This is a genomic window from Micromonospora sp. C97, from assembly GCF_018070385.1.
GTDB lineage: Bacteria > Actinomycetota > Actinomycetes > Mycobacteriales > Micromonosporaceae > Micromonospora > Micromonospora parva.
Map to the genome: position 1 here is coordinate 31,535 of NZ_JAGPXU010000023.1, position 22,687 is coordinate 54,221.

A 22,687-nucleotide genomic window follows, 5' to 3' on the forward strand; every position below is an offset into this window, starting at 1 on the left:
TTCGCCATCTTGCGCTAAGCGCATCGAGGACGGATCGACAGCCATCAGATATCAGGTCGACAGCGGACGCTGGTGGACTCGGTCCGTAGCCGAGATCGAAGGGGGAGCGAGATTATGAGCCGTGATACCAACTGGGGCTGACGACTTGGGCCGGGCGCCCACAACGAGAGGTGGTCCCTCGAGTCGGAAACCGATTCGAGGGACCACCTTCATGCTGCGCGGGACACGCCTAGAGGTCAGAGACCGCCCTCCGGACAGCCCTCGACAGCACCCGTTCGATCAGCGGGTCGAGGATCCGGTCATATATCGGCACCCCGACGTCGTACGTCAGCTCGAAGAGCACCTCACAGCCCTCGGCCGCGGGGATTGTCCGCCACACGCCGGACAGGCTGCGGAAATCGCCATCGGTCTGGGTGAACGAGATACGGCGCTCGCTCGGTGCCGGCTCGGACCGCTGCCGCCAGTGAATCGCCCCATCGCGGAACGGCACCGTCCACTCATCGTCGAACTGCCTGATCCGATCGAACGCGGCATCCGCCGACACCGCGCTTCCGGCTGTCACCCGAATCGTCCTCATGAGCCGCTCCTCAGTGAGACCGCCTGCAGATGCGTCGTCCGGATCATCATGTAGCTGGCTTCGCCGAAGACGCCGCCGGTGAGGCCGGTGCCGCCGTGCGAGGGCAGGTACGGGAAGAAGCCGGAGTGCGATTCGTCGTTCACCTTGATGACGCCGCCGTTGGTCACGCCACCCACGAAGCGCTCCACCACCGCTTCGTCAGCCGACCAGAACGAGTTGCGCAGGCCGTACGCGTTGGTGTTGACGAAGTCGAGCACATCCTCGAGCAGCGCGTCGTCACTGCGGCCCGGCTCGGGAACCACCACCGGTAGCAGCGGGAAGAACGTCTCGGCGCGGACCACCGACAGCTCGCGGCTGCGCGCCAGGCCGTCGACGCGCACCACAGTCGGTTCCAGGAAGTAGCCGGTGTCGGACGGCGACCCGTCCACCTCCAGCTGGCGTCCGCCGCACACCAGCTGGGCTCCACCGGCCAGTGCCTCCTCGAGCACCGCGAAGAAGCTCCGCTGGGCCAGAACCGGGGTGAGCTCCACGCCCTCGTCGTCGGGGTAGCCGGGTCGGATCTGCCCGGCGGCGACCCGGAGCCGGTCAAGCAGCTCGTCGGCGATCGCCGGATGCGCCACGACCTGGTTGGGCACGTTGCAGATCTGCCCCGAGGCGTTGAACGCCTCGGTCAGCGCGCGGACCGCCACATCGAGATCAGCATCCCGCCAGACCACTGCGCAGTCGTTGCCGGCCAGCTCCAGGATGGGCTTCTTGCCGGCGGCGATGCAGTCGTTCTGGAAGGCCAGCCCCTTCTCGCTGCCGCCGAAGTAGATGATGTCGTTGACGTGCGGGCTGGCCAGCCAGTCGTCGAGCATCGGCGGTCCGCACACGACGTTGACGGTGCCCGGTGGCGCACCCACCTCGTCGAGGGCCGGGGCGATGATCTCCCGGATCGCGTACATCACGCCCAGCGGCAGACTGCGCGGCGCCCGGATCACCACGGTGTTGCCGGAGAGCAGGGCGGCAGCGCCGTAGATGGCGTTCGAGTGCGGCGCGTTCTGCGGCGGCGCCACGCAGACGACCCCGTCCGGACGGCGGCGCACCACGATCCGCCTGCCGTCGTGTGAGAACTCGCGGTGCAGCAGCTCGGCGCACCACGAGAGGGTCTGCTCGCTGAAGATGTGCAGCAACCCGTCGATCTCGGCGTACGACGGGGTGCGCGGCCGCCCCTCGGCGACCATCAGCTCCACGAACTCCTCGCGGGTCGCGACGAGCCGCCGGCGGATCGCCTCGCCCAGACGCAGCCGGGTACGCAGCGGCGTCCTGCCCCACTCCGGCTGGGCGGCGGCCGCCGCGGCCAACGCCTGCTGGACGGTCTGCGGGTCGGCCAACGCGCATCGTCCGACAACGCGCGGGTCGTCCTCGGCACCGGACTCACCGGCCTCCAGCCGCCGCTTCAGGCTCAACGCACCGAAGGTGTCCTCCAGCGCCGCGCGCGCCGAGATGCCGTAGACGTGCCGGTCCGACTCGACGTCCTTGCCGGCCACATAGGACGGGAAGGTTCTCATGGCGCGTACTCCCGCCCGAGCAGTTCCCGTGCGACCACCAGCTTGGTGGCGTTGGCGGTGCCGTCGGCGAGCTGCGTGCCGATCAGGTCCCGGAGCCGCTGGGCGATCGGCTGCTCCTCGCTGTAACCGAAGTGACCGAGCGTCAGCAACGCCTGGTGCGTCGCCTCGACGGCCACCTTCGGCGCCCACCACTTGGCCATGTTCGCCGCCAGACGGTGCTCCAGCCCGGCGTCGTTGCGCCACAGCGCCTCGTACGCGACGAGCCGGGCCGCGTGCAGATAGGTGGCGCACTCCGCGAGCGGGAAGGCGATGCCCTGGAACTGGCCGAGCGGCTTCTCGAACGCCCGCCGGTGCTGAGCGTGCGAGATGGCGTCGTCCAGCGCGGCCTGTGCCACGCTCACCGCCATGAGCGCGATGAGCGCCCGCGAGTAGTCGAAGCCGCGCATGCCCTGGGCGAAGCCGAGTCCGGTTTCGCCGACCACGTCCGACACCTGGACCGGCAGGCCGTCGAAGACCAGAGTTGATCGGCCGCCGGACCGGCTGCCCAGGTCACGCAGGGTTGACCGCACGACGTGCTGGTCGTCCAACCGGGCGTAGAAGGCGGTGACCCCACGGGCACGTGGCGCGTCGCTGGTACGGGCAAAGATCATCCCGTGGGTGGCGTACGCCCCCAGCATGATCGAGGTCTTCTCGCCGACGAGCCGCCAGTCGTGCGGACCGTTCGGCTCGGCTCGCAGCTTGACGGCGGCCGCGTCGGTCCCGTGGCTGGGCTCGGTCATGCAGAACGCCACCACGGCGTCCCCGCGAGCGATCGCCGGCAGCCAGCGCGCGCGTTGCTCCGGGGTCCCGTTGGCGGTGATGATGCCGGCCACCAGGGCGGCGTTCAGCACCGGGTAGCACGCGGTGAGGTCGCCGCGGGCCAGCTCCTCCAGGGCGACGCCGGTGCTGACCGCGTCCAACCCCAGCCCGCCGTACTCGACCGGGACGCGCAGGGCGAACAGGCCCTCGGCGGCCAACTCGGGCAGCAGATCGGGGCGGAACTGTCCCTGCCGGTCGCTGTCCTGATAGAACGGCGTTATTCGCTTCTCGGTGAAGGTGCGCACCCGTTCGGCCAGCGCGCGCTGATCAGCAGTAAGAGAGAAATCCATCACGTCGCCTTCAATCGTTCCCGCAGAACGAACTTCTGGACCTTTCCCGACGGCGTCTTCGGCAGTTCGTCAACCGCACTGATCCGCTCCGGCCAATACGGCTTGGCCATGCCCAGCTCGGTGAGATGGGCACGCAATTCGTCGAGGGAGGGCGCCTCGCCGTCCGGCACGATGACCGCGCACGCCCGTTCCCCGAGCCGTGGGTCCGGATAACCGACGACGGCCGCCTCCCGGATCGCCGGGTGGCGCAGCAGCGCTGCCTCCACCTCGACCACTGGCACCTTCTCGGCTCCCCGGACGATGACGTCCTTCAGGCGGCCGACCATGCGGATGCCGCCGTGTCCGTCGTCGCGCGCCAGGTCGCCGGTGTCGAACCACCCGTCGGGTGTCAGCGACTGGCGGTACAGGTTCGGACGGCGGTAGTAGCCCAGGCACTGGTTGTCGCCCCGTACCTGGAGCCGCCCGACCTCACCCTTCTCGACAGGTCTGCCGGTCTTCTCGTCGACGATGCGGATCTCCATGCCGGGCACCGGTGTGCCGTCGCTCTCCGCGGCCCGCATCGGTGGGTCCTCCGGGCGGGTGACAGTGACGCAGCCGTTCTCCGTCATGCCCCAGACGGCGTAGACGCGGCAGCCGAGGACCTCCCGCGCCTCCTCCACGAGGACCGGTGGCACCGGCGCGCTGCCGGTGCCGAACGCCTTGAGGGCGCCGACGTCCCGCCCACTGCGTCGCTGCTCGTGGATCAGGTCGCTGAGGAACGTCGGCGCGCCGTAGAAGAACGTCACCCGCTCCGCCTCGAAGATCCGCAGCATCAGCGCCGGATCCCAGGTGTCCAGTTGCACCGCGCTCGCGCCCAGCAGCAGCGGCATGACGAAGTTCCAGGTGTATCCACCCTGCAGGGTGGTGGGCGAGCCCATCGCCGTCACCTCGTCGCTGGTCAGCCCCAGCACCTCGATCTGCCGTTGGTTGATCGCGTAGAGCGTCCGGTGACTGTGCATGACGCCCTTCGGCTCACCGGTGGTGCCGGAGGTGAACATGACCTGGGCCAGGTCGTCGGGGCCGGCTTCGCGGCCGTCCAGCTCACCGGGCGGCACGTCGTCTTCCCAGGCCCGGTTGAGCAGGTCGGCGTCGAAGTCGAGGGCACCCGGAGTGCTCGGCTCACCGATGAGGACGCGATGGCGGAGGGAGGGCACCGCCGCCGCCACCTCCGCGCTCATCTCGTCGTACGAGAAGCCACGGTAGGAGGCCGCCCCCACGTACACCGGACTCTCGGTGAGCCGGGTCATGAATTCCAGCTCACGCCGACGCATGATCGGCGCCACCGGACCGGCGACGGCGCCGATCCGCGCGCAGGCGAGGGCGAGGGCGACGAGCTGCCACGAGTTGGGCAGTTGCAGCGTCACCACCTCGCCGCGGCGGACGCCGAGCTTCGCCAGCCCGGCCGCCAACCGCTCGACCGTCGCACCCAACTGTGCGTAGGTCAGCCGTTCGGTCGCCCGGCCGTCGGCGTGCCAGCAGATCACCGCCGACCGCTGCGGATGCCGGGCCACGGCCTCCCGGAGATGGTCGAGCATGGTCCTGTCGTCGTGCGGTCCGGCGGGTTGGAGTCGCCGGACCGCCGTACTTGTCTCTGTGGTCACGCCGTCCTCCGAACGTTAGACGCTGGCCGGGGCGAACTGGTCGAGCTGACCGATCGGCCGGGTCGGCTGCCAACTGCCCGGCACGAGGTGCGCGTTGATCAACTTGCCGTCACCGCGAAGCTCGGAGTAGGACGGGTGCCGCATGTGCAGCAGCGGCTCGTCGAAGGCGTCGTACGCCGCGTCGAAACCGAAGCGGTAGTTGAACTCGATGTCCTCGCCGCCCCAGCCCTGGAAGCGCTCGTCCATGCCGCCGGTCCGGTAGTACAGCTCGGCACGGGCGAAGAAGCACAGCCCCGGGCCACGGCGCAGCGTGAAGGCGCGCAGCCGCCGCGGGTCGGGCGCCGCCGCGCCGCCGTGCAGCCGCTCGCGGATCGCCCGCCAGGTGGCGGGGTAGTCCATCGCCACCATGTCCCGGTACGGCAGGTGCCCCATCGTGCCGGGTTCGCGCATGCGGTCGACGTTGCGCGCCAGGAAGTCACGGTCGGCCAGCACGTCGGCGTCCATGTGGCAGATGATCTCGGTGTCTCCGGGCGTGTTCGCGACGCCGACGTTCATCGCCCAGGACTTGTTGAACACCCCACTCTTGGGGGCGAAGATGTAGTTGTCGGCGAAGCGGCTGATCACGTCACGCCAGCGGGACTGCTCGTCACTCTCCACGACCGTCACCTGATACTGCTCGCGCGGCAACGACTGGTCACGCAGCGACCGCAGGCACGCCAGGAGGTTGCGCAGCCGCTCGCCGCCGCCCTCCAGCCGGCTGTGGAACGGGATCACCACGAGGACCTCCGGCGCGGCGCCGTCGGGCAGCCGCGGCCCCGGGTCGAACGCGGCCATCTCCTCCACCGTCACCGGGACGGCGTCGCTGGTGTAGTCCTCGTTCAGCACGTGGCCCAGACGCGAGTTGCACTCCGCACGCCAGCCCAGGTGCATGATGTTGTCGATGGCGGAGTCGCGGCCGTGCCGCTCCGCCAGCGCCGCGTGCAGCGCCCAGTACCGTCGGTGGTCCGTCGGGTCGGCCAGCAGGCTCTCACCCAGCGTGCGGATCGCGTCGGCCCCACACGTCCGGACCGCGTCGACGACCTTGTCCCGCCAGGGCCGGGAGATCTCCCAGTAGTAGAGGCCCGAGGCGGGTGCGTCGGGGTCGGCCGCGACGACGAGGTTGTCAGCGACGGCCTTCGCCAGTACGGCAGGATCGGTCGGCTTCAGATACGACATTATCGCCCCAATTCACGAGAGCTGATTCTGGTCGGGCTTGCCGGCAGTGGCGACGATACTGGGAAACCTCTGCGGGAAAGGCTTGCTCATCGCTACCGGGTTATCGCGACGAAGTACTCAACCGGTCCGGCTGCTCGATACACAGGGGCCGCATTCGGTACTCAGGAGCGCGCTGGCCTCGCGGTTCGTCGATAGGCCGCCCGGGTGATGGTTTGACGAAAGCCGATCGATAGCGACCAATAAGACAGTGGGGTGGTGGATTCCACCGAGGTAACGATCAGGGACCGCCTCCGAGATGTTTTCGCTGGCCGGCACTCAGAGCTGCGGCGCATCTGCGCAGCGACCGACCGGCGCGGATCCGCCGGCATCGCGTTGATCGGCCCGGAAGGCGTGGGCAAGAGCCGGCTGCAGACCGAGGCCGCCCACCGGGCGGACCCGGCGCGACACCACGTCATCCGGGCCGTCACCACCGTGGCGACCGCCAACGTCCCGTTCGGCGCGCTCGCCGAACACCTACCGTCCGGGCTGCTCCGCTCACCGTTCACGGGCGACGCGCTCCGGGTCGCGGCCGAGGCACTGCTCAAGCCGGCCGGCAAGCGCCGTCTGACGCTTCTCGTGGACGACGCTCCCCTGCTGGACGAGGCATCCGCCGCGCTGGCGGTGCAGCTCGCCCGGCGCGGCGAACTCTTCCTCCTCGCCGCGGTGCGTCCCGACCGGCGGCTGCCGCGCCCGATCGCGGACCTGTGGACCGACGGGCTGGCCGAGTGGATCGAGGTTGGCCCGCTCAGCCGCGACGACGTCCACCAGATCCTCGGTGAGGCGCTGTCCGGCCAGGTGGAAGGTGCTCTGGTTCAGCGGTTCTGGGAGGCCACCGCGGGCAACGCGTTGCTGGTACGCGAGCTGCTGACCGCTCAGTTGGAGGCGAACCGGCTGGTGACCGAGAACGGCATGTGGATGCTCCGTGGCCCGTTCGCCATCCCGTCCTGGCTCACCGGGCTGATCGACGAGCGGCTCGCGGCGGTGTCGCCGGAATGCCGTTCCGCCATGGAGCTGCTCGCCGTCACCGAGCCGATCGGCCCGAACGTGCTCGGCGAGCTGGTCTCCGCTGACGTGCTCGAAGCAGCGGAAGCGCACGGTCTCATCACTATCGAGCGAAGCGGTGGCCAGGACCTCGCCCGCCTGACGTACCCGATCTATGGAGATGTCCTGCGTGCCGTCACGCCGCGTCTGCGCGCGCGACGGTGGCTCGGTCAGTGCGCCAGCCTGATGGAGGCGAGCAGCCACGATCCGGTCGACCTCGCGCGGACCGTACGGTGGCAGCTGGCCTGTGGCCAGCGGCCGTCCCCGGAGAACACTGCGGTCGCCGCCAGGGCCGCACGGTCGGCACTGGATTTCGAGCTCGCCGGGCAGCTGGCCCAGCGCGAGCTGGCCGCCGGTCGGGGGACGGCGGTGATCGAACCGCTCGGCTACGGCCTGCTGTTCGCCGGCCGCCCGGCGGAAGCCGAGTCCGCGCTGTCCGGTCTCGGTCGGCTGGACTGCGACTTCGACCGGGCCCGGGTCGCCATGGTGCGCGCGTTCAACCTCTACTTCGGACTCGACCGGCAGGGGCCCGCCGAGGCGCTGCTGGCGGCGGCGGTCGACGAGGTCGTCGACCCGGTCGCCCGTCGGCGGCTGGTCGCCCGGCAGGCGCTGCTGCGTGCTCTCTCGGACGCCCCGAAGGATGCCCTGGAGTTCGCCGCCGGGGCGCCGGACGAGCCGGAAGCCCAGGTGGCCGCCGGCCTGGCCATGGTCTTCTCCGGCCGCCCACACGAGGGACTCGACCTGCTGGCCGGCGAGTGGCCGGACGAGGCACCGTGGCTCTCCGTTCTCGCCGACCTGGGCACCGTCCACGGCATGCTGTGGACCGCGCAGTTCGCCGATGCGGAGGAGCGGGCCCGCATCAGCTACGAACGGGCGCTCGCCAACCGGTGGCAGTTCGCGACCCTGGTGTCGTGCCTGCTGCGCGGCCTGGTCGCCCGGATGCGGGGGCAGCTGCGGGACCAGGCGTCCTGGTGCCGTGAGGGCATCTCGATCGCCCGTGAGCAGAGGTCGAACAACATGCTGGCGGTGTTGCTGGGGCTGCTCGCGCACAGCTACGCGCTGACCGGCGAACCCGACGCCGCGGCCAGCACGTTGGCCGAGGCCGACCGCTTGGACGGGGTGTCCCTGCGGCTGCTGAGCCCCTGGACGGAACTCAACCGTGCCTGGGTCATCGGTGCCCGGCACGGCGACGCCGCCGCGCACGCGCAGTGGACCGCGCGACTGGCCCGGGACCGGGGTTCGGCAGGTTTCGAGACGCTGGCCCTGCACGACGCGGCGCGCCTGGGCGCTCCGCGACCAGCCGCCGACCGGCTGCGGACGCTCGCGGGCCAGTCCGGGCGACTCCTCGGGAAGTCCTACGCCCTGCACGCCCGGGCGATGGCGGAGGGCGACGCGGCGGCGCTCGCGAAGGCCTCCGCCGACTTCGCCGAAATGGGTAGCCCGCTGCTGGCCGCGGAGGCCGCCGCCGAGGAGTCCGAGCGGCACCGGTCCGATGGCCGTCTGGCCATGGCGTCCACCGCCGCCGCCCGCGCCCTCATGTTCATGCGCCACTGCGACGAGATCCCCCGCTCGCCCGCGTTGTCAGCGCTGGCGCCGCCACGCCTCACGCCCCGCGAGGGTGAGATCGCCGAGCTCGCCGCCGGAGGGCTGTCCAGCCGCGAGATCGCCCGAACCCTCGTGCTGTCGGTGCGGACGGTGGAGAACCACCTGCACCGGGTCTACCGCAAGCTCGGCATCACCAACCGGGGGGAGCTCGGCGCGCTGAGCGTGCTGCTCACCCGGCCGCAGACCTGAGACTGAGCCGCCGCTCAGGTGACCGGAGCCGGCCGCGGGCTCGGACGATGTGTCGGGCGTCAGTTGATGACGCCGGCGCCCACCGTGTGATTCGTCTCCTCGTCGATGAGGATGAAGGAGCCGGTGAGCCGATTGCGGGAGTACGGGTCACACAACAGGGGCTGGGTCACCCGCAGCTGGAGCCGGCTGATCTCGTTGCACCGCAACTCGGTGGGATCGGGATCGCGCCGCAGTGTGTTGACGTCGAGCCGGTACTGCAGATCCCGGATGACCGCGCGCACGGTCCGGGTGGTGTGCTTGAGCAGCAGCCGAGCCGGCGGCCGGAGCGCCCGTTCGTTCATCCAGACCACCATGGCGTCGATGTCCTGGACCACGGCCGGCGCGTTGTGCGGCCGGCAGATCATGTCCCCACGGGACACGTCCAGGTCGTCGGCGAGCCGCAGCACCACCGACATCGGCGGCGTGGCCTCATCGACCGGCCCGTCCGGACCGTCGATGGCGGCGACCCGGGTGGTCAGCCCGGAGGGCAGGTGCATGACCTCGTCACCGGGGCGCAGCACCCCGCCGGCGACCTGACCGGCGTAACCGCGGTAGTCGGGGCAGGCACTGGACTGCGGGCGGATCACGTACTGCACCGGGAAGCGGACGTCGACCAGGTTGCGGTCCGAGGCGATGTGCACGTTCTCCAGGTGATGCAGCAGCGAGGTGCCTTCGTACCAGGGCATCTCGGTCGAGCGACTCACCACGTTGTCCCCGTGCAGCGCGCTGATCGGCACGAAGGTGACGTCCCGCGTGGCCATCCTCGTGGTGAACGCCGAGAACTCCGCCCGAATACTGTCGAAAACGCCCTGGTCATACCCGACCAGATCCATCTTGTTGACGCAGACCACCAGGTGCGGCACGCCCAGCAGGCCGAGCAGGAACGTGTGCCGCCGGCTCTGCTCGACCATGCCCTTCGTGGCGTCCACCAGGACGATGGCCAGGTCCGCCGTGGAGGCGCCGGTCACCATGTTCCGGGTGTACTGGGCGTGGCCGGGGGTGTCGGCGAGGATGAACTTGCGCTTGGGCGTGGCGAAGTAGCCGTACGCCACGTCGATGGTGATGCCCTGCTCACGTTCCGCCCGCAGGCCGTCCATCAGCAGTGCGAGGTTGGTGTACTCGTCGCCACGCCGACGGCTGACGTCCTCGACCGCGGCGAGCCGGTCGGTGAAGGTGGACTTGGAGTCGTAGAGCAGCCGTCCGATGAGTGTGCTCTTGCCGTCGTCCACCGAGCCGGCGGTGGCGAACCGGAGGATGTCCATGATCAGAAGTACCCTTCCCGCTTGCGGTCCTCCATGGCGGCCTCGCTGGTCCGGTCGTCCGCCCGGGTCGCGCCGCGTTCGGTGATCCTGGTGGTCGCCACCTCCTGGATGATGTCGGCGACCGTCCGCGCGCCGGAGAGGACCGCCCCCGTGCAGGTCATGTCACCGACCGTCCGGTACCGCACGGTCTCCTCGGACACCACCTCAGTGGGGTCCGGCGCTTGGTACGGGTTCTCCGCCAGCAGCATGCCGTCCCGCTCGAACACCCGCCGCCGGTGCGCGAAATAGATCGGCGGCACGTCGAGCTCGTCGCGGGCGATGTAGCGCCAGACGTCGAGTTCCGTCCAGTTGGACAGCGGGAAGACCCGGATGTGCTCGCCCGGCCGGATGCGGGTGTTGAACAGGTTCCACAGCTCCGGGCGCTGGTTTCTCGGGTCCCACTGGCCGATCTCGTCGCGGAAGGAGAAGATGCGCTCCTTGGCCCGGGCCTTCTCCTCGTCGCGTCGGGCTCCGCCGAACGCCACGTCAAAGCGGTGCTCGGCGATGATGTCCAGCAGCGTGGTGGTCTGCAACCGGTTGCGGCTGGCCCGGCGTCCGGTCGGCTCGACCACCCGCCCGGAGTCGATCGAGTCCTGCACCGAGGCCACGATCAGCCGCACGCCCAGCTCGGCGACGCGCTTGTCGCGGTAGTCGAGGACCTCCGGGAAGTTGTGCCCGGTGTCGACGTGGACCAACGCGAACGGCATCGGCGCCGGCCGGAACGCCTTCTCCGCCAGGCGGAGCATGACGATCGAGTCCTTGCCGCCGGAGAAGAGCAGCGCCGGCCGCTCGAACTCGGAGGCCACCTCGCGGATGATGTGGATCGACTCTGCTTCCAGCATTTCCAGACTCATGTGACACCTCGCGTGTTTCCGCCGTCGACCAGCAGCACCGTGCCGGTCACGAAGCCCGCCTGCTCGCTGGCGAGGAAGGCGGCGAGCGCACCGAAGTCCGCCGGCTGCCCGACCCGGCCGAGCGGCACCTCGGCGATGATCTCCTTGAGCGCGGCCTCGCCGTCGATGGCGGACCGCGCCGCCACGAACCCGTCGAAGGCCGGCGTCTGATGTACGCCGGGGGCCAGCACGTTCACCGTGATGCCGCTGGCGCCGACCGCGTGGACCACACCCTTGGCGAAGCCGAGCACGCCCAACCGGGCGGTCGCGGACATCGCGGTGCCGGGCAGCGGTTGACGTACGGCCTCCGAGGTGATCAGCAGGATCCGTCCCCAACCGGCCCGGCGCAGGTGCGGCAGGGCCGCCAACGTGATCGAGATGTGGGGCAGCAACGACCCCTCGACGCCCTGCCGATAGTCGTCCACTGTGAACGTGTCGGCCTGGCCGTGCGGCACGCCGGGCGAGTTGGTGACCACGACGTGCAGCGCGCCGAACTCCTCGGCCGTCTGGTTCACCCAGCGCGTCACGTCCGCGTCGTCACGGACGTCCACCTCGACGGAGAGCACCCGCCCAGGACCGGCCTCGTCGACCAGCTTGTGCGCCGCGGCCAGTCGCTGCGGGTCGCGGGCCGCGATGGACACGTTCGCGCCCTCGGCCGCCAACGCGCGAGCGACCGCCAGCCCGAGGCCGCTGCTGGCGGCGGCCACCAACGCCGTCCGCCCGGACAGTCCGAGATCCATCACGCCACCTTTCGCGCCAGCGTCGGATACCCGTAGCGGCGTAGCAGGGGCAGGGCGAGCGCCGTGGTCGTGGCGGTGGGCAGCGCCGGCAGCTCCGTACGCCAACGGTCGTCCGGCCGGATCAACACGGTGCCCTGACCGAGCCGATCCGGGTTGCCGGTGACCGTGTGGTTGGTGCCGAGGGTCACCTTGCCCTCCTCGGTCACCGGTGGCTCGTCGTCGAGCCCCGCGAAACGCAGCACATCGGCCAGCACCTCACGGGGCTGCCGGGTCAGGTCCTCGTGTCGGATTCGGAGATAGCGGCCCGCCGCGGCCCGGCCGACGTACTCGGAGGCCACGTTGAAGCCCACCCAGTTCGCCGTGCTCTGGGCCGGGCTCATCGGCTCGATGTACCGCTTGCCGCGCTGGTACGAGTAGGTGGTGGCCCGCGGGTCACGGACGATGTGCAGCACCCGTACGTCCACATCGGAGCGTCGCAGCAGGGCGGCCGCCTCGGCCGGGTACTTGGAGCTGTCCACCACCGCCCGCTCCGCGCCCCGCCGCGCCAGCTCCCGGTAGACGGCGACGGTGCGGTCCAGGACCTGGGTGACGTGCGGGGGCGTGCTGGCCAGGCGGGCGCGGGTGTGCCGGGTCCGCAGGCCGGCCTGCTGCGACGACATCATCTGGCGGGCGAGCTTGGTGGGCTCGGCGTCGCCGAACGTGGCGATCACCGACGACCACAGCGTGCACTGCCGGATCTGCTCGCCGCACCCGCACAGCGAGTTCGTGCCGCTGTCCAGCAGGCCGTTCTTCCACAGGTAGTGCAGTTCGCCGGCGTGCAGCACGCCGGGCAGCTCGTTGAGGACGTTGCCGAGGATGGTGCTGCCGCTGCGCAGCCAGCCGGTGATGTAGATGACCTTCATCGCTGACCGTCCGTCAACAGGAGGAAGTGCTGGGGCAGGTGCACGGCCAGGCCCACGGAGGTGCGGGCCTCCACGACGTCGCCGTGCAGCGTCAGCGACGACCGGCTGGGGTCGAGCAGCGTCACGGCGGCCCGGAAATCCCCGAGCAGCGCCTGACCGCGCGGCATCATCCGGGTACGCGAGACCTTGATTCCGGCCTCGGCGAGTCGGCCGAGCAGCCCGTCGCGGACCAGGTCCCAGTAGTGGGCGGGGTGCACGACGATGCCGTCGCAGGAACCACCGGTCTCCTCGACCGCCCCCGCCGCGGCGGTCAACGCCGCACCGAGGTCGCCGCCAATGGTCGACCTGCGCATCTCGGGCAGCTTGAGCAGCCCCGCGATCCGACCGTCGGCGGTGCCGTGCAGCAGGGCCTGGTTCTCCACCACGCCCATCCGGACCAGCACCCGGTAGTCGATGAACGCGGCGAGCAACGCGGGCTCGTGCCGCAGGTCGGCGGGCAGGGGCACGGACACGCTCAGCTCGGTCAGCTCGGCGTACTCGACGGTGGGCTCGAAGGTGGCCTCCGGGGTGCTGGCGTACGCCGTGCCCGCGTTCGCGTACTCGCTCTTCGGAGCCTCGCGTACGTAGGCGAGCGTCTGATCGGAGACCGAGGCCACCTTCAACAGGTGCCGCACGGTGTAGCGCGGGCGGCTCTTGAACAGCGGGAACGAGGCGGTCAGGTGTGCCCGGATCGGCACCACCACGTCGTCGCCGTTCTGCACCCGGGCAACCGACATGGCGAATTCCTCACCCGGGCTGCGTCGGGCGAGCGTGGGGTCCGCAAGCGTCTGTCGGGTCACTTCCAGCGCGCTGGCGCTGGGTTGCATCGTGGTGGTCATCATTTCCCCTTCAGGACAGCGCTGAGAACCGCTGATGTCGTGAGCCCCAACGCGGCGAGTGTCTCGTCGTGGTTGCCGCCCTCGGCCGGCCAGTCGGCGCCGGCGTTCACACTCAGCACCTCGCGGTCGGGCAGCAGCAGCGCGAGGGTGGAGGCCACGCTGCCGGCAGCGCGGTGCTCCTCGACGACGACCAGCCGTCGCGCGTCGGCCAGCTGCGGCAGGGCGAGCGTCAGGCTTTCCTCGTCCACCCAGCACAGGTGCGCGTGGCCGAGGTCCGGCTGCTGCTCGGTGGCGGCCTGGCACAGTGCCGTCGGCTTCTCCCCGATGGATACGACGCAGGTGTCACCACCCATCGGGTTCAACCAGGTGACAGCGCCCCGGCCGGCCGGGGCGAACGACGCGTCGAACACCTCGTTGCGGCCCAGCCGCACGTAGCACGGCCAGTCGCCGTCGGCGGCGGCCCGGATCGCCTCGCGGGTCTCGGCCTCACCGGCGGGTACGGCGATCCGCACACCCGGCAGGCTCTGCATCACCGCGAGGTCCTCCAGGCAGTGGTGGGTCGGCCCGAACCACGCGCCGGACACCCCGCCGTACGGGCTGACCAGGACCACGGGGGCCCCGAGGTACCCGAGGCCGAGCTTGACACTCTCCCCCGCGCGGAACGCCGCGAACGTGGCGAACGTGCTGACGAACGGCCGCAGCCCGGCGGAGGCGAGGCCCACCGCGATGTCCACCGCGGACGCCTCGGCGATACCGAGGTTCAGGAACCGGTCGGGAAACCGGTCCTGGAAACAGTGCTTGGGGCCGCCGAGATCCGCCTCCAGGCACACAATGCGCGGGTCGTCCGCGGCCAGCTCGGTCAGCTCGAGCCGGTACGCCTCCCGCGCGGACACCGTGGCCGTCATCACCGGATCGCCGCCTTCCACTGCCGCGCCCGCGCGGGACTGATCTTCACGTAGTGCGAGCCGGCCTTGCCCTCGGTGGCCGGCACGCCCTTGCCCTTCACCGTGGTGGCCAGCACCGCGAGCGGCCGGTCGGTCGGCGCCATCGTCCGCACCAACTTCTCGATGTCGTGCCCGTCCACCTCGGCCACCTCGAACCCGAACGCGGCCAGCCGGGCCGGCAGGTCGGTCAGCGGCGAGATGTCGGAGACGTAACCGTCGTTCTGGCCACCGTTGAGGTCCACCACCACGGTGAGCCCGCCGACCCGCTTGGCCTGGGCCACCTGTAGCGCCTCCCAGACCAGGCCCTCCTGCAACTCGCCGTCACCGACCACCGCGATGGCCCCGCCCGGCCGGTTCAGCAACCGTCGGGAGAGGGCCCAGCCGACCGCGTACGCGAGCCCGTGGCCGAGACTGCCGGTGGGGAACCGGACGCCGGGCACCTTCGGGCCGGGATGTCCGGTGTAGGGCGACCCGGCGCGGCCGTACCGGGGCGCCGGGTTCTCCTCGATGACGCCGACCTCGTGCAGCACCGCGTAGAGGGCGGCCGCCGCGTGGCCCTTGCTGAGGACGACCTCCGTGCCCGGCTCGGACCGGGCGACGGCATACGCGGCGACCAGGATGTCCACCACCGAGAGGCTGCCGCCGAGGTGACACCCGACCCCGCTGGCCGCCATGTCGACCACCAGCCGGCGAGCCCGGCTGGCCTGTTCCCGAAGCAGATCGATCTCGTCCATCACCGCACACACCAATCCCGTACGGCGGCGGACAACACCGTCCGCGCCCGCCGGTACTCGTCGGCTGACAGCCGCTCGTCGGGCGTGTGGTCCAGGTGAGCATCTCCCGGCCCGTACGCCACCATCGGAACGCCGCGCCACCTGGTGGCGAGCGTGTTCATGTCGCTGCTCCCCTTCTTCGCGAGCAGCCGTGGAGCGTCACCGGTCGCCGCGCGCAGCGCTCGGGTGAACGCCCGTACCAGCGGATCGGTCCGGGGTGTGCTCACCGGCGGCGTGGCGAGCAGCAGCTCACCGTCCTCGAAGACGGACAGCATGCTGTCCAGTTCGGTTCCCGGCGGGACCCGGACATCCAGCACCGCCGAGGCGGTCTGCGTGCCACCGGAGCCGCCCGAGGCCAGATCGAGCACCGCGAACAACGCTTCCGGACTGCACTTGCCGACCTCGGCCTCGACCTCGCCGATGAGGTCGACGAGGGAACTGGCGGCGGTCCGCCGTTCCTTGCCCGCCGTGTGACCGGTGGTCCGGGCGACATCCATCCGCACCTTGCAGACGCCGTGGTAGCCGATGGTCACCGCACCGGCGCCGCTGGGCTCGCCGATGATGACCGCGTCCGCCGGGTAGTGGTCACGCGCGTAGAGCGAACCGGACGCCGTCCGCTCCTCCTCCACGGTGCCGACCACCCGCACCGTGACACCCTCGGGTGGTTCGAACTCCACGAGCGTCTGCAGGAACACGGCCAGGCTGGCCTTGGCGTCCACGCAGCCCCGGCCGGTCAGCGCGGCACCGTCCCAGGCCACCGGCCAGCGGTAGGGGACGGTGTCCAGGTGGCCGAGCATCAGCAGCCGGCGTGGCCCGCTGCCGCGCGTGGCGACCAGGTTGCCGGCTGGGTCGATGACCGCGTGCACGCCCTTCTCGGTCAGCCACTTCAGCAGGTACAGCGCCAGTTCCCGTTCGCCGCCGGAGACCGAGGAGATCTCCACCATGCGGGTCAGCAGGTCCAGGTCCGGCTCCGGTGCGGCGGCCCGCCAGAACCGGGTACCGCCGTGGGTGTTTGCGGTGTGCGGGCCGGTGATGGCGACGTCAGCGGTCCCCTTCAGGGCCAGCTCCGCCGCCCGGACCTTCTGCCGCATCCGTCCGCTCGCGTACGTCATTCCCTCACCACTGCACAGGTGCGGCAGGGTGCTGGTGCGGTCGGACGGGTCGGCGAGCAGGCCCGGGGTGCCGGTCACCAGGCGCAGGTGATCGGCGTCGAGCGCGTTCGCCACCTCGGCGGCGAGCACGTCGGCATCGACGTTGATCGGCGCGCCGCCGTCGCTCGCGGTCACCGGCGGTGACACGCAGACCACGTCGAAGGTGTCCAGCAGGGACAGCAGCCGCGCCACGTCCACCGCGGAGACCGCGCCGGCGCGGTGGTCGCGGACCAGCCGCTGCCGGTCGCCCTCGACCACCCGCAGGGGCCGGTTCGGGGTGCCCGTGACCAGCCCCTCCGGCGTGGCCGTCGCGGCGAACACCGTCAACTCACGCTGGCCCAGGTTCTCCCGGATCCGGGGCAGGGTCAGCTGTTCGTACGCGGCGACGATGTGCGGCATCTCGTCGGGCGGGCAGTACCGCACCTCGTCGCCGGAGGCCAGTCGCAGCATCCGCATCGGGCGCTCGATACCGGCGTAGTAGTCAGCGATGTCGGCCGCGCCGCCAGCGACCAGCAACAGTCGGGCACCGCCCGCGCTCAGCGCGGCCAGGTCGTCGTAGACGGAGGCGTGCCGCAGGCTCGAACTGCCCACCTTGACCACGTACAGCGGCCGGTAGGGGAAGATCCCCGCCAACGCCTCGTTATTCATCACGGCCATCCGCCGGCCTCCGGGAGTCCTAGCCGTTCGTCCATTCCGTGGATTCGGTTCATCGCCTGCACCGCCTGGCCGGCGCCGCCCTTGATGAGGTTGTCCAGGGCGGACACCACCACCCAGCGGTCACCGGACACCACCGCCGCGACCTCGGCGACGTTGGCGCCCACGACCGTCTTGAGCATCGGCATCCCCATCGGGGACCGCCCGGCCGCCACCCGCACGAAGGGCGCGTCGGCGTACGCCCGGGCGAACGCCCGGCGCACGTCGCTCTCCCCCGCACCGGGCTTCAGCCGCCCGTACGCCGAGACCATGACGCCGCGCGCGACCGGCAGGCTGAAGGTGGAGAACTGCAGGTCCGGAGCCCGACCGGTCAGGTCGGTGAGGGCCTGGCGCACCTCGGGGGAGTGCCGGTGACCGTGCAGCTTGTGCACCCGGACGTTCCCGTCGCGTACGGCCGGATGCTCGACACTGCCGGTGCCGCTGCCGCTCGACCCCGACTTGGCGTCCACCACCACGTCCTCCGCCGCCAGGTCCGCCTTGAACAGCGGGTAGAGCGCGTAGATGGTGGCCGCCGCCATGCAGCCCGGCAGGTTGAGCACCGGCTCTGTCGGGGTGGGCGCGAACTCTGGGATGTAGTAGGGGATGGGCTGGCGCCAGCCGCCAGCCGACGCGGGATAGTGGCGCTCGACCTGGTCCGTCTGGCGCAGCCGGTAGTCGCCAGCCAGGTTGATCACGACCTTGGCGCGGTTGGCCACGTCGTCGAGCACTGACGGCAGTACGCCGTTGGGCAGGCAGGCGAACGCGACGTCCACGTCCGGCATCTCGTCGAGCTTGCGCATGTGGTGCCCGCCGATCGACGTGTTGCGCAACCCCGGCACGACCTGCCCGACGCGCTGACCGGCGTGCCGGGCCGAGGACACGAACGTCGGCACCACCCGGGGGTGGGCGGCCAGCAGCCGGATCAGCTCGGCTCCGATGAACCCGCTGCCGCCGAGGACGGCGGCGCTGATGTGCTCGCTCACGCCGCCACCCCCGCCCGTGCGAACACCGCGTCCCGCACGTACGCGGCGACGTGGCCGGCGATGTCGACGCCGTGGATCTTCGAGGACTGGGCGAAGTCCGGGTTGGTGTTGACCTCCAGCACGTACATCTCGCCGGTCTCCCTGGACTCGGCCAGGTCGACGCCGTAGAACCCGGGGCCGAAGCACGCCACGACCCGGGCGCACAGTTCGCGGGCGCGGTCCGAGATCGGGATGGGCTCCACGGCGCCGCCCTGGTGGGTGTTGGTGCGCAGACCGGCGCCCACCTGGCGGTACGCCACGATCGGACGGTCCCCCACCACGTGCACCCGCTCGTTGAAGCCGGGCTTGGGCACGTACTGCTGCACCACGACGGGGAACTCCTTGCCGGCCGGGTCCAACGCCTCCCGGCCGCCGGCCCAGGCGTCGAACTGCGCCTCGTCGGTGATGCGGACGATCCCGCGTCCCCACGAGCCGCTGATCGGCTTGACGACAGCGTCCCCGCCGAGCTCGTCGACGTAGCCACGAACCTGCTCGACGGTGAACGCGACGTGCGTCGTCGGGTGCGGGACGTCGTGGTTGGCGAAGGCGATCGCCTGGAGATCCTTGGCGAGACACAGCCGCACCGCGTGCGGCGTGTTCAGCGTCTCGATGTCGGCGTGCTCGAACCGGGCCGCCATCGAGGCCAGTTCCCGGTGGGACACGTTGCGCAGCAGCACCATCCGGGGCCGCGGCGCGGCGTTGTTGAGTATGGCGGCGGTATGGCGGGGCAGCGCCGACTGCGCGGTCAGCCCGGTCGCCCGGAGCGCCCCCAGGAGCAGCCGCTCCTCCGGGCGCACCATGGTCACGGAGACCAGCACATCGGCCGTCTCACTCACCCCAGTCCTCCTCGATCTCCGGTGCGCGGTCGAGCCGGATCGCGGGCGTGACCTCGACTACCTCGTGTTCCTGGCCGCAGCCGCGGCACGACAGGATGTCGCCCAGCTCCGCCTCGGTCGACACGACGACCTCGGTGTCGCACTCCAGGCAGACCGGTGCGGTGGTCAGATTGGACATGGGATCCCTCCGGAAGACTAGGCTCGCTCGAAATCGATGATCATCATGTCGCGGGTCGCGACTGTCGCACCCTCGGGTCCGATCGGGGTTACTTCGTGTTCCATTGCGCGATCGTCGAGCAGAATGGTTTCCATAGGATTCACCATCGCGTGCTCGAACAACGGCTCGCTCTCACCCTTGCGGAAGACACGGCTGATGCCACCGGCGCAATTCTGCCGGCCGACCAGATGGATGGCCACATAGTCGTGGCCGTCGCTGTGCCGCCCCTCCGGGGCGGGCGCCGAAGTGCCTTCACTGCCGGCCGTCACACGGATCATGTGGACGGTTATCAACCAGTCGCTGTCAATTCCGCTGGCACGGCTGACAAAGCCCAGGTCGTGTGTGATGACGGCTTGGAAGTTTGCGTTCTCGTACGCCTCCGGCGTGATCGGCGCGAACTGCCTGGCCTGCCCACCGTAGACCCGGTTCACGTCCGTCGCCTGGTAGAACGGCTGGGCGGGCAGCGTTTCCAGGGCACCTCCGGCGCGTCCCAGCAGCCGCCCCAACCGGCGGTATCGGCGTGTCCGGTGGCTCGGTTGGACGTACGGGTCGATTGGAAGGTCCTCCCATAATTTCGCGAATTCATACCACCCGTCACTGACGGAAACGGGTAGTTGCTCGTGGGCCCACCCGTTCTTCACGATGTCCTGCGCGCGGAGCAGGGCGAAATTGTTGATAGGCATTGCGTGCCTCCCTTCTTATCCAGGAATGAACGTACTCGCGGGGCGGTACTCTGCACCCGACTGAGCTCCACTCAAGACCTCGGTAAATGGCACCCAGAACCCGTTTGAGCCGCCACCCACGCCGTTGTGCGTCGAGCTGCCGCTGGCGGAGTCGCGAGCCGGCGGGCGGCACAACGACCGTTGTGCTGGCCGACCTCGCCCGCACTGTTCACTGACGCCCGCCCGCGAGGCCCCGGTCGCCGCACCCTGCGCTCGGACCCGGTCGGACCTGCAAAGCTTCCTGTCAATCGCCTAGCGGTAGTAGCTCGGCCGGCTTGCCCGCATCGCCCGCGCCACTCCGACACGCGGCTGACGTGCGCAAACATCTCTAGTGTGGACATGGCGAGGGATGGCGGTCCGGATATGCTACCTTCAAAACCCGGTTAGCCGGTATCACGCAAGCGGACCTGCGGTTGAGTAGCGCCGTCGAGACGAACGAGTGTCTGTTGTGTACCGCTTGCGTGGCGACTTCTTGCTACACCTTGTCCAGGAATTGGGAGGTAGCCATGGTGCACCAACGACGCGCGGTCTATGCCCTCACCGCGTTGTCCGCCGCCACTTTCTGTTACGTCACCACCGAAGTGCTTCCGATCGGTCTGCTCACGCTGATCGCGCCGGACCTGGGACGCTCCAGGTCGGAGACCGGTCTGCTGGTGACCGGGTACGCGGTGGTGGTCATGATCGTGGCGCTTCCGCTGACCCGGGTCACTCGACGAGTACCCCGACGGCCGCTGCTCGCCGGCGCCCTCGGCGTGTTCGCCGCGGCGACGGCGGTGTCAGCCCTCGCCACCTCGTACGAGGTGCTGCTCGCCGCCCGGCTGGTGTCCGCCATCACCAACGGTGTCTTCTGGGCGGTGGTGTTCCCCGTGGCGATCTCGATGTTCCCCGAGAACATCCGAGGCCGCATCGTGGCGCGACTGTCGATAGGCAACGCTCTCGGCCCGGTCCTCGGCGTACCGCTGGGCACCTGGTTGGGCGGACAGGCCGGCTGGCGGGCCGCCTTCGTCGCGATGGCCGCCCTCGGCTTCGTCACCTGCATCGCGGTCGCCCTGCTCCTGCCGAGCGTCGCACCGCAACAGAGCGCGAGCGACGTGGGGCCGATGCCGGACCGGCAGCGTTTCGTGGTGCTCCTCGTCGCCACCATCCTCGCGGTCACCGGGGCCATGGGCGCGTTCACCTACATGACCGTGTTCCTCCTCGACGTGAGCGGGTTCGCCGCGGCATCTCTCGGCCTGCTGCTCTTCGTCCAGGGCTCGTTCGGCGTCGCCGGCACGTGGGCGGTCGGTCGGGTCCTGGACCGGTTCCCACTCGGTGTCGTGCTGGGGCTGCTCGGGCTCATCACCGCGGCGATGCTCGGCCTCTACGGGGTTGGTTCGAGCAAGATATTGACGATCCCTCTGCTCGCCGTGGCGGGCATGTCGTTCAGTTCGCTGATCGCGGGAATCCAGCACCGAATCATGCAGGTGGCCCCGTCGACCACCGACATGGCGTCCGCCAGCCTCAGCGTCGCGTTCAACTTCGGCCTCGCGGCCGGCTCGTTCATCGGCGCGGGCCTGCTGGCGACGGCCGGGGTCCGCGTCATCCCGTTGTTCGGTGGCCTGCTGACGGCCGCCGCGTTCGCGCTGCTCGCCTTCCACGAAATGTCCCGCAAGAAGAGGAGAGGCCATGAAACTGTCCGTCGTAATCCCGACCTACAACCGGTCGGACATTCTGCAGCTCACCCTTGAGTCCCTGGTCCGCCAGGACCTGGATCACGACGACTACGAGGTGCTGGTGGTCGACGACGGATCGTCGGACGACACCGCGGACGTCGTGAAGAAGTACATGGACCAGATGAACCTGCGCTACTTCTTCCAGGAGGACGAGGGTTACCGGGCCGCCGGGGCCCGCAACCTCGGCATCAGCCACGCCGAGGGCGAGATCACCGTCTTCATGGACGCGGGTGTGATGGCGCACTCCAGCCTCCTGCGCGTGCACCTCGCCACCCACGAGGCCTACAGCGAACCGATCGCCCTGTGCGGGTACGTCTTCGGCTACAGCCTGAACAACGAGAACGCCGACGAGGTCCTGGCCGACCTCGACGTCAACGATGTGGACGGCACGATCGAGCAGTGGCGTGAGAAGGGCCTGCACCCCGACATCAGGGAGGACTTCTTCATCCGGGAGGGCGACGACTTCTCCGACGCGCCGGCACCCTGGCTCATGTACTGGACGTTCAACTCCTCGGTGCGCACGGAACAGCTACGGCGGGTCGGCATGTTCGACGACGCGTTCCGCGCCTGGGGCGGCGAGGACGTCGACCTCGGCTACCGACTGCACCGCGACGGGGCCCGCATGTTCCTCAACCGCGACGCGGTGTCGCTGCACTGGCCGCACGCGCGGGACGGCGAAGGCGCCGACGCGGTCGCCAACTACCAGTACATGGCCCGCAAGTACGACACCCCCATCACGCGACTGCTGGACATCGTCCCGACCATCAACTTCTTCGTCATCAACGACGTCATCCGGGGCAGGAAGCTGACCCACTGACCTGATCGCAGCTGGTATGCGGCCCGCACGGGCCACCTACCTT

Annotated in this window: 20 protein-coding genes; 3 read left to right on the top strand and 17 right to left on the bottom strand. The window is 70.1% G+C overall.

Annotated features, from left to right (window positions below):
* Nucleotides 1–229: 229 nt before the first annotated feature.
* Genes KBX26_RS24410 through KBX26_RS24430 form a run of 5 tightly spaced genes read right to left on the bottom strand, consistent with a single transcriptional unit; the run spans nucleotide 230 to nucleotide 6,130 of the window.
* Entirely contained in the window at nucleotides 230–577 is a 348-nt protein-coding gene (locus tag KBX26_RS24410; RefSeq protein WP_210866516.1) for a type II toxin-antitoxin system RatA family toxin, read from the bottom strand.
* Nucleotides 574–2,127, bottom strand: coding sequence for an aldehyde dehydrogenase (locus KBX26_RS24415; protein WP_030329299.1), 1,554 nt, complete (start codon nucleotides 2,125–2,127; stop codon nucleotides 574–576). Before KBX26_RS24415 ends, KBX26_RS24410 begins: the two co-directional genes overlap by 4 nt.
* Nucleotides 2,124–3,275 (bottom strand): acyl-CoA dehydrogenase family protein, encoded by a 1,152-nt coding sequence (locus tag KBX26_RS24420; protein ID WP_030329301.1) that lies wholly within the window; start codon nucleotides 3,273–3,275, stop codon nucleotides 2,124–2,126. Before KBX26_RS24420 ends, KBX26_RS24415 begins: the two co-directional genes overlap by 4 nt.
* The gene (locus KBX26_RS24425; protein WP_210866517.1) at nucleotides 3,275–4,915 is read right to left on the bottom strand and encodes an AMP-binding protein; all 1,641 of its coding nucleotides are present in this window, start codon (nucleotides 4,913–4,915) and stop codon (nucleotides 3,275–3,277) included. Before KBX26_RS24425 ends, KBX26_RS24420 begins: the two co-directional genes overlap by 1 nt.
* Nucleotides 4,916–4,930: 15 nt before the next feature.
* Nucleotides 4,931–6,130: a glycosyltransferase gene (locus tag KBX26_RS24430; protein ID WP_030329305.1), complete on the bottom strand. Its 1,200-nt coding sequence runs from the start codon at nucleotides 6,128–6,130 to the stop codon at nucleotides 4,931–4,933.
* Between the two features lie 255 nt (nucleotides 6,131–6,385).
* Here KBX26_RS24430 and KBX26_RS33075 point away from each other — a divergent pair, with 255 nt between their 5' ends.
* A complete protein-coding gene (locus KBX26_RS33075) occupies nucleotides 6,386–9,004 on the top strand; it encodes a LuxR family transcriptional regulator (protein WP_156057343.1) in 2,619 nt (872 codons plus the stop codon).
* Nucleotides 9,005–9,063: 59 nt separating this feature from the next.
* On the opposite strand, the gene KBX26_RS24440 is transcribed toward KBX26_RS33075, so the two are convergent.
* From KBX26_RS24440 to KBX26_RS24495, 12 genes are read right to left on the bottom strand one after another with little or no spacing between them, the layout of a single operon-like run.
* Nucleotides 9,064–10,305 (bottom strand): sulfate adenylyltransferase subunit 1, encoded by a 1,242-nt coding sequence (locus KBX26_RS24440; RefSeq protein WP_030329308.1) that lies wholly within the window; start codon nucleotides 10,303–10,305, stop codon nucleotides 9,064–9,066.
* 2 nt (nucleotides 10,306–10,307) lie between these two features.
* Nucleotides 10,308–11,198 carry a sulfate adenylyltransferase subunit CysD gene (cysD, locus tag KBX26_RS24445; protein WP_030329310.1) on the bottom strand — a complete coding sequence of 297 codons (891 nt, stop codon included), beginning with the start codon at nucleotides 11,196–11,198 and terminating at the stop codon, nucleotides 10,308–10,310.
* Complete coding sequence (locus KBX26_RS24450) at nucleotides 11,195–11,977, bottom strand: SDR family oxidoreductase (protein WP_030329313.1); 783 nt, start codon at nucleotides 11,975–11,977, stop codon at nucleotides 11,195–11,197. The genes cysD and KBX26_RS24450 overlap by 4 nt, the downstream gene beginning before the upstream one ends.
* Nucleotides 11,977–12,879 carry a sulfotransferase gene (locus tag KBX26_RS24455; RefSeq protein WP_036410870.1) on the bottom strand — a complete coding sequence of 301 codons (903 nt, stop codon included), beginning with the start codon at nucleotides 12,877–12,879 and terminating at the stop codon, nucleotides 11,977–11,979. Before KBX26_RS24455 ends, KBX26_RS24450 begins: the two co-directional genes overlap by 1 nt.
* Nucleotides 12,876–13,757 carry a family 3 encapsulin nanocompartment shell protein gene (locus tag KBX26_RS24460; protein ID WP_030329317.1) on the bottom strand — a complete coding sequence of 294 codons (882 nt, stop codon included), beginning with the start codon at nucleotides 13,755–13,757 and terminating at the stop codon, nucleotides 12,876–12,878. The genes KBX26_RS24455 and KBX26_RS24460 overlap by 4 nt, the downstream gene beginning before the upstream one ends.
* Nucleotides 13,757–14,662 (bottom strand): transketolase family protein, encoded by a 906-nt coding sequence (locus KBX26_RS24465; RefSeq protein WP_030329319.1) that lies wholly within the window; start codon nucleotides 14,660–14,662, stop codon nucleotides 13,757–13,759. The genes KBX26_RS24460 and KBX26_RS24465 overlap by 1 nt, the downstream gene beginning before the upstream one ends.
* On the bottom strand, nucleotides 14,662–15,435 hold the full coding sequence (locus KBX26_RS24470) for a 1-deoxy-D-xylulose-5-phosphate synthase N-terminal domain-containing protein (protein ID WP_030329321.1): 774 nt from the start codon (nucleotides 15,433–15,435) through the stop codon (nucleotides 14,662–14,664). Before KBX26_RS24470 ends, KBX26_RS24465 begins: the two co-directional genes overlap by 1 nt.
* Nucleotides 15,435–17,282 (bottom strand): M20/M25/M40 family metallo-hydrolase, encoded by a 1,848-nt coding sequence (locus KBX26_RS24475; protein ID WP_245233538.1) that lies wholly within the window; start codon nucleotides 17,280–17,282, stop codon nucleotides 15,435–15,437. The genes KBX26_RS24470 and KBX26_RS24475 overlap by 1 nt, the downstream gene beginning before the upstream one ends.
* Nucleotides 17,273–18,301 carry an N-acetyl-gamma-glutamyl-phosphate reductase gene (gene argC, locus KBX26_RS24480; RefSeq protein ID WP_210866518.1) on the bottom strand — a complete coding sequence of 343 codons (1,029 nt, stop codon included), beginning with the start codon at nucleotides 18,299–18,301 and terminating at the stop codon, nucleotides 17,273–17,275. Before argC ends, KBX26_RS24475 begins: the two co-directional genes overlap by 10 nt.
* Nucleotides 18,298–19,176, bottom strand: a complete 879-nt coding sequence (locus KBX26_RS24485; RefSeq protein ID WP_307857895.1) for a RimK family alpha-L-glutamate ligase — start codon at nucleotides 19,174–19,176, stop codon at nucleotides 18,298–18,300. Before KBX26_RS24485 ends, argC begins: the two co-directional genes overlap by 4 nt.
* Nucleotides 19,169–19,354 (bottom strand): hypothetical protein, encoded by a 186-nt coding sequence (locus tag KBX26_RS24490; RefSeq protein WP_030329330.1) that lies wholly within the window; start codon nucleotides 19,352–19,354, stop codon nucleotides 19,169–19,171. Before KBX26_RS24490 ends, KBX26_RS24485 begins: the two co-directional genes overlap by 8 nt.
* Before the next feature lie 17 nt (nucleotides 19,355–19,371).
* Nucleotides 19,372–20,076 carry a 2OG-Fe dioxygenase family protein gene (locus KBX26_RS24495; protein ID WP_030329333.1) on the bottom strand — a complete coding sequence of 235 codons (705 nt, stop codon included), beginning with the start codon at nucleotides 20,074–20,076 and terminating at the stop codon, nucleotides 19,372–19,374.
* Between the two features lie 545 nt (nucleotides 20,077–20,621).
* Between KBX26_RS24495 and KBX26_RS24500 the strand changes: the two genes are divergently transcribed.
* Nucleotides 20,622–21,842: an MFS transporter gene (locus KBX26_RS24500; protein WP_051708204.1), complete on the top strand. Its 1,221-nt coding sequence runs from the start codon at nucleotides 20,622–20,624 to the stop codon at nucleotides 21,840–21,842.
* Nucleotides 21,781–22,644, top strand: a complete 864-nt coding sequence (locus KBX26_RS24505) for a glycosyltransferase (protein ID WP_036410872.1) — start codon at nucleotides 21,781–21,783, stop codon at nucleotides 22,642–22,644. Before KBX26_RS24500 ends, KBX26_RS24505 begins: the two co-directional genes overlap by 62 nt.
* The last annotated feature ends 43 nt before the right edge of the window (nucleotides 22,645–22,687 follow it).